Here is a 7,175-nt window from a genome sequence, read left to right on the forward strand (position 1 = left end):
ATGGTGTCGATGTTCTACACTATCGTCGTAGTGGTGATGGTCAGCGCCGTGATAGCGCATGTTTACACCAGGCGCGAGATCAGCCGGCTGCCTTGATTTGCTGCACCCGGTGGCTCCTTCACTTGCCGCCCGATCTGGCTCGCCTATTTGGCATGGGAAGAGCGTGAGAAATCAGGGTCAGATGAACATTTCCAGAGAGAGATGACCAAAAGATTAATGTTCATCTGACCCCACCCTAAGCCCAACAGGGGTTACGTGTATGCGCCGTGCCTATCTCGACACAGAATTCTCCACACTGAATCAATATACATACAAGCTGATCAGCCTCGCGTTGGTTGTCCCGCGGGGCCCGGAGCTGTATGTCGAACTCACCGACGCATGGGAAGAGAGCGATTGCTCCGACTTTGTCCTTGAAGTCGTGCTCCCGCAGCTGGACCTCGGAACCCATGGCCGCACGACTGGGCAGGCCCGAACCGAGCTGCTGGATTTTCTTGGGAAGCTCGGACTTGTCGAGATTATCAGTGACGCTCCTCATTGGGACTGGCCGCTGCTGTCTTGGCTCGCAGGACCGGCAGGCCTGCCAACAAACGTGTCCCGCGGAGAAATCAAAAGTGACGCTGCGGTTACTTACTCCGGCCCAAAGCCACCGCATCATGCGCTTGAGGATGCACGGCTGTTAGCGGACATTCTAGAAAGGGCGCAAGAGGCATGATGGTTTGATCACGGGGTACTGTCGCTGACTAATGCCCTCGCGACACTTCATTACTGACCACTTATATTCAATTGCGTTACTCAACTCGCTCCAGCGGGCTCTTCCCTTCCTAAAGATGTGATGGCATGGAGAAATTCGAGGAAATACCAGCAACCTACGAGGAAGATGGCCGCATAAAAGCTGAAAATCGAGCCCAGGGGACTGCTCTGATAGCCACCTTGAGCTTGATTATTCAGAATATTTGAACAGTTGAATTCGAATCCACCCGGCCCACCAAATACCAAAAAAAGACGTCCTCGGACGTCTTTTTTTTATGCCTGACTCCCAAACGCCCCGCCGTGAGGCGGGGCACACAACCTACTCTGGCACCGCCACCGGCTGACCCGCGTCAGTGCTCACGGGCAACAAACGGACCAGCTTGCCCTCCTTGGCGTCGACGAGGGCAAAGATGGATCCGTCGGGCGCCTGAGTGAGATCTCGAATTCGACGACCAGTGGGGATACGTTCCTCTACTGCTATCCGCTCACCATCCATTTCCAGGCGTACGATTGTCTGGGAAGACAACCCACCTACCAGCACACTACCTTGCCACTCTGGCATCAGGGGGCCGTCGTAGATCATGGCGCCGGATGGGGAGATCACCGGCGTCCAGGTGCGCAGCGGTTTTTCGTACTCGTCCGTGCCGGCATGGGGGGCTATGGTCGCGCGGTTGTAATGCGAGCCATTGCTCACCTCGTGCCAGCCATAGTTCTTGCCGGGCTTGATGAGATTGACCTCGTCACCGCCAAGTGGACCCATTTCGAATGCCAGCAACTGGTCGGAGCCAGGGAGCATTAGCGCCGCCAGAATATTGCGATGGCCGTAGCTCCAGATGTCGCCCAGGGCGTCATCGTGGCCGACAAAGGGATTGTCTTCAGGAATAGAGCCATCAGTGTTTATACGCAACACCTTGCCTAGATTGGTGCTCAGGTTCTGGGCAGGGTCGAACTGCATGCGATCGCCGGAGGTAATGAACAGCTTGCCGCCAGGACCAAAGGTCAGCCGGTGTCCAAAGTGGCCGCGGCCCAAGGTTTTCGGCGTCTGCCGCCAGATCACTTCGACGTCTTTCAACTCCGCGCCATCAAGGCGCGCACGCGCAACAGCGCCACCGCGCACGATGTCGTCAGTGGTATCAACGGACGTCGAGAAGCGCGCATCATTCAAGTCATGAGTGCCCGAGGGCTGCTGATCGGCGGCTTCCACGTATGAAAGGTAGATCAAGCCATTGCTCTCATGATCCGGATCAACTGCCACATCGAGCAGGCCTCCCTGATCTCCTTCCCCCCGATAAACCACCTCAGGTACACCCTTCAACGGCCCGGAAAGCTTACCCGCCTCCCAGACGCGCAACCGGCCCGGCTTTTCGGTTATCAGCATCCTGTTCTTGGGCAGTATCGCAATCGCCCAGGGAAATTCCAGGGTAGCCATCGTTTCCACCGCCAGCTCCCCGGCACTTAGCGAGTGCACCGTATCCAGCGCTGTCTCATTACTCTGAGCGGTTACCGGGCTGGCCTGCAGAAGGGCCAGCGCTAACACCGCACCCGCTGTGGACCGAACGGATAAATGGAGACTGCTCGCTGAACGTGCCGGTAGCCGATGGCTGCCGGCAAGCATCTTGTAAATCAGAAAGAATGGCATGGCGGGCCTCCGTCAATTGATCGTGAAATTCAGGGACACATCTTCAGCCTAGGCAACTATTTGACACGCGTCCAACGACCGGAAACGCAGAAAAAAACTCCTCCGATCAATCTGTATCGAAAGATTGAACCCGCCGATAGGGCCTGGGTCTTCTGTTTGAGTTGGCAGCTAACGCTAGCCGCCAGCAGCAACAGCCAAACAGCCAAACAGCCAAACAGCATCGAGACACGTCTGTCCGACACTGTTCGGCAGTGACGTCAATCGACTTTTGCTAACGGTTCTTATTCAGAGGAGAAGTGAAATGAGCAAATCCGAGAAACAAATACCGGTCACCCGCGAAGCGGAAACCCCAGCCGAGAGTCATCCAGCACTTGCCGATCTTTGGCATCCTCTGGAAAAGCTTCGGCAACAGGTCGATCACCTGTTCGAAGACTTCAATCGCAGCCCGAGGCTATTGCCCATGGGCAATGGATTCTTTGATATCGAGCCGATCTGGGGGCGAGGTTCAGCCGGAATGGGGTTGCCCGCCGTGGACATCGCAGAGAAAGATGACAGCTATGAAATCACGGCAGAGCTCCCTGGCATGGATCAAAAAGACATAGAGATAAAGATGTCCAATGACAGCCTGATCATCAAAGGGGAGAAGAAGGAGGACAAGGAGGAAAAACGCAAAGGCTATCATCTTAGCGAACGCCGCTATGGCTCTTTTCAGCGGGTTTTCAATCTGCCTTCAGGCGTCAATGAGGAGAAGATCGAAGCGAAATTCAGCAAAGGAGTACTAAGAGTCTCGTTACCGAAAAAGCCTGAAGCAATCAAAAAAGATAAGGTCGTACCCATAAAAGGTGAATAAATCCGCAAGCGTTCTACTCTCGCCGGGCTTGTAAATTGGCAAGAGTAGATGCCTGGCGCAGGCGTGGAGAATGGTTATGCTCGCCATGGTTCTGGAGACACCCGGCCAGCCACTACAGCAGCAAGAGCGTCCCATTCCAACGCCCGGCACCGATCAACTACTGATAAAAGTGCTGGCTTGCGGCGTTTGCCGGACCGACCTGCATCTGGTGGATGGCGAATTACCCCAAGCGGTACTTCCGCGCGTGCCTGGCCATGAGATCATCGGCACAGTGGTCGCGGTAGGGCCGGAAGTCGCGGCCACATGGGTTGGTCGGCGAGTGGGGGTTCCCTGGCTTGGCTGGACCTGTGGTCAATGCTCTTTTTGCACAGCCGGTCAGGAAAACCTTTGCGACAAGGCTCTGTTTACCGGCTGTCAGCTGGACGGCGGGTATGCAGAATATACCGTTGCCGATCAACGCTTTTGCTTTCCTGTACCCGGTAATCTCTCTGACACAGAGGCTGCCCCGCTCTTGTGCGCCGGATTGATCGGCTTCCGGGCGTTACGCATGGCAGGAAACGCACGTCATCTGGGTCTTTATGGCTTCGGCGCGGCGGCTCATTTAGCCATACAGGTGGCCAGAGGGCGTGGACAGCAAGTGTATGCATTCACGCGTCCAGGCGATGACAAAAGCCAGGCGTATGCACGGTTACTCGGTGCGGTATGGGCCGGCGCTTCGGACCAGTCTCCACCGCATCTGCTCGATGCCAGTCTGATCTTCGCCCCTGTTGGCGCCCTGGTTCCGCTCGCGCTGGCAGCCACAGACAAGGGCGGCTGCGTAATTTGCGCAGGAATCCACATGAGCGATATCCCTTCTTTTCCCTACCGGTTGCTGTGGAGCGAGCGCAGTGTCCGGTCGGTCGCCAATCTGACCCGTGAAGACGGCAGGACCTTTTTCGAGGAACTACACCGAACTCCCATCAAGAGCGATGTCACGCGCTTCTCCCTGCGCGATGCAAATCACGCATTGGAGTGTTTACGGACCGGACAATTCAACGGGGCGATAGTACTCACGCCTTGATACTCAGCACCTGCCCCCCGTGCTGAATACCATCACAGATTGATCCCATAGCGTCGTACCACAATCAATGCGGCCAATAGTGTCAGTACAATGTCCATGCAGCCTCCCTTTTCGTACTCTGCGTATGTAACTATGCAGGGCTGGTAAGGTTCGACTGTTTTGCGTCTGAACCGCCGCCACAATGGAGCACACCATGCTGTACTTACCCAGGCCGCCGCAGGCGAGCTGGAATCCCAAACCTTGTATTTTGAGCAGGATGACAATGATCAGGCCGTTGACGGCATGACCCGCGACGATCTCGAACGCCATCAGGTTTGGATCTACGTTGTTGCCATTGTCTGCGGGTTGGCAGCGGGGTCTTTCGTAGGCGAGCTCGCGCCCTTGTTCGAGGCATTGCTATGGCCGCTTCTGGCTACTCTGTTGTATGCCACTTTCGTTCAGGTGCCGCTACTGCATCTGCGCGAAGCCTTTCGGGACAAGCGATATCTACTGGCGGCGCTACTTGGCAACTTTGTGCTGATCCCTCTGCTGGTCTGGCTGGCTCTGCCGCTGCTTCCCGATGACCCGGCGCTACACCTGGGTGTGATGTTGGTTTTGTTGGTTCCGTGCACTGACTGGTTCATCACCTTCACCCAACTGGGCCGTGGCAGTACCGCCAGAGCGATTGCCATCACGCCAGTGAATCTACTCCTGCAGCTGCTGCTTCTGCCGTTCTACATCTGGCTCTTTATGCCGGCATCCGAACTTGATGCTGGCCGGCTAACAATGAGCATGCTTCCTGCTGCGCTCACGTTGATCGTCCTGCCCCTATTGCTGGCTGGACTGACGGAAGCGTGGATAGCTCCCCTGAAGGAGCGTGCGATGTGGCGTGAAAAGCTTGCCTGGTGGCCAGTGCCCTTGCTGGCGGCTGTGGTGTTCCTGATTGCCGGCGCGCAGGTCGGGACCGTAATCTCTGCAGGACCGGCATTACTGTCAGTTCTGCCGGTGTTCATAACCTTTCTGCTGCTTGCCGCACTCATGGCGAGGGGGCTCACCTGTTGGCTGCAATTGCCAATGGAAACCGGCCGCACCCTTGCTTTTACGATGGGTACACGCAACTCGTTTGTGGTTTTGCCTCTGGCACTGGCCTTGCCAGCCGGCTGGGAAACGACGGTTGTGGTGATCGTATTCCAGTCACTGATTGAGCTTTTCGGGATGACGTTTTACCTGTGGTGGATCCCACAGCGGCTGTTCAAGACGACAATCACTGACTAAAAGCCCTGCCGCCGCTCGGCCCTGGCTACCCGCTGGTTTTCCGCCAGGACGTCAGCCAGCACCTCCTGAACATAATGGATATGGCTGTCTGAGAGATCGCGCGCCTTCTGCGCCTCACCTGCCATGATCGCCCGATACAGCTCACCGTGTTGGCGCATGAGCATGTCGCGGGTTTCGGTGCGCTGAGCGTACATGCCGCCGATATTGGTCACCACATTGCGCTTGAGCAGATCAAAAAGGCCACGAATCGTGTGCAAAAGAACCGCGTTATGGCTGGCCTCGGCTATCGCCAGATGGAAGCGTGCATCGGCCGCGCCCTCTTCGACCCGGCTTACCTCGCCCGCGCGGGAATAGCACTCCTGTAGTGCCTCGAAGGCCTCGGTCAGACGCTGGCGATCGGGCTCGGTGGCCCGTTGCGCGGCATAAAATGCGCAAGAACCTTCCAGGGTATGGCGAAACTCCAGCAGATCACGCTGGGCTTCGGGGTTGTCTTCTAGCAGAGGCAACAAGGGATCGCTGAAGGCAGAACCCAGGGCCTCGGAGATATAGTTGCCGCCGCCCTGGCGGCTGACCAACAGGCCTTTGGCCGCGAGTTTTTGGATCGCTTCGCGCAATGATGGTCGCGACACCCCGAACCGCTCGGCGAGAACTCTTTCCGCGGGCAGCCGCTCACCGGCCTTCAGTGTGCCTTCGAGAATCATGCCTTCCAGCTTGGCGACGATGTCATCCGATAAACGGCGCGAGTGTATCTGACCGAAACCCCTATTTTTCTCCAATCGCTTCCGACCCCTTGTCCGGCGCTCTATTACAAGCTGTTGAACCAGTCTAACCAGCCACAGGTCTACCAACAACAGCCGCTCAGGAGAATCCAGTGCGACCAAAGTTGTAGAACCTGCAGATTGACAGCTTGGGGTAGCGCTCTTAGTCTGAACCCTACTCATTGTAAATTGGTATTACCAATTTAACAGATCCGACAATAATTCCAATAATCTGCCGAGGCTTACCTTGTCTATCGTATCCCTTTCCTACCATCGTGTTGTGGGCTGCTCGTGCCACTGCGCGCACTACTGAGCGGAGAACCGACATGTCTACCGGATTCCTTGCCCTTCTGGCTTTTTCACCGATCCTCGTGGCAGCGATCCTGCTGATCGGTTTGCGCTTGCCCGCCCGACGCGCCATGCCACTGGTTTACCTGATAACCGCTGCGGTCGCTTTATTTGCCTGGGACATGAGTTTCAACCGGGTACTCGCGTCTACCCTTCAGGGTCTGGTGATTACCATCGGACTGCTGTGGATCATTTTCGGTGCGATTCTCCTGCTCAACACCCTGAAGCATTCCGGTGGTATTACCGCGATCCGCGCCGGCTTCGCCACCATCAGTCCAGACCGTCGTATCCAGGCCATCATCATCGCCTGGCTTTTCGGTTGTTTTATCGAGGGAGCGTCCGGCTTCGGCACTCCCGCAGCGATAGCCGCGCCGCTGCTAGTGGCGATCGGCTTTCCCGCAATGGCGGCCGTGCTGATGGGTATGATGGTGCAGAGTACGCCGGTGTCCTTTGGCGCAGTGGGCACGCCTATTGTGGTGGGCGTGAGTACAGGCCTGGATTCAACGGTCATTGGCA

At 56.6% G+C, this 7,175-nt stretch carries 7 protein-coding genes; 5 read left to right on the forward strand and 2 right to left on the reverse strand.

Going from position 1 to position 7,175, the window contains the following annotated elements; translation table 11 throughout:
* The first annotated feature begins 259 nt into the window (after positions 1-259).
* Positions 260-712: a hypothetical protein gene (locus ABYA88_RS14610; RefSeq protein ID WP_373188127.1), complete on the forward strand. Its 453-nt coding sequence runs from the start codon at positions 260-262 to the stop codon at positions 710-712.
* 357 nt (positions 713-1,069) lie between these two features.
* Here the strand turns inward: ABYA88_RS14610 and ABYA88_RS14615 are convergent, their stop codons facing one another.
* Positions 1,070-2,389, reverse strand: a complete 1,320-nt coding sequence (locus ABYA88_RS14615) for a PQQ-dependent sugar dehydrogenase (protein ID WP_373188128.1) — start codon at positions 2,387-2,389, stop codon at positions 1,070-1,072.
* A gap of 301 nt (positions 2,390-2,690) precedes the next feature.
* On the opposite strand from ABYA88_RS14615, the gene ABYA88_RS14620 reads away from it, so the two are divergent.
* The 3 genes from ABYA88_RS14620 to ABYA88_RS14630 all read left to right on the forward strand — a co-directional run bounded on the left by ABYA88_RS14620 (position 2,691) and on the right by ABYA88_RS14630 (position 5,553).
* Complete coding sequence (locus ABYA88_RS14620; RefSeq protein ID WP_373188129.1) at positions 2,691-3,239, forward strand: Hsp20/alpha crystallin family protein; 549 nt, start codon at positions 2,691-2,693, stop codon at positions 3,237-3,239.
* 76 nt (positions 3,240-3,315) lie between these two features.
* Positions 3,316-4,299, forward strand: a complete 984-nt coding sequence (locus ABYA88_RS14625; protein ID WP_373188130.1) for a zinc-dependent alcohol dehydrogenase family protein — start codon at positions 3,316-3,318, stop codon at positions 4,297-4,299.
* Between the two features lie 159 nt (positions 4,300-4,458).
* Entirely contained in the window at positions 4,459-5,553 is a 1,095-nt protein-coding gene (locus tag ABYA88_RS14630; RefSeq protein ID WP_373188131.1) for an arsenic resistance protein, read from the forward strand.
* On the opposite strand, the gene ABYA88_RS14635 is transcribed toward ABYA88_RS14630, so the two are convergent.
* On the reverse strand, positions 5,550-6,329 hold the full coding sequence (locus ABYA88_RS14635; protein ID WP_373188132.1) for an FCD domain-containing protein: 780 nt from the start codon (positions 6,327-6,329) through the stop codon (positions 5,550-5,552). The genes ABYA88_RS14630 and ABYA88_RS14635 overlap by 4 nt on opposite strands.
* Positions 6,330-6,637: 308 nt before the next feature.
* Between ABYA88_RS14635 and ABYA88_RS14640 the strand changes: the two genes are divergently transcribed.
* On the forward strand, positions 6,638-7,175 hold a 538-nt coding region (locus tag ABYA88_RS14640), incomplete at its 3' end, for an L-lactate permease (protein WP_373188133.1).

Source organism: Halopseudomonas sp. (genome assembly GCF_041579695.1).
Taxonomy (GTDB): domain Bacteria; phylum Pseudomonadota; class Gammaproteobacteria; order Pseudomonadales; family Pseudomonadaceae; genus Halopseudomonas.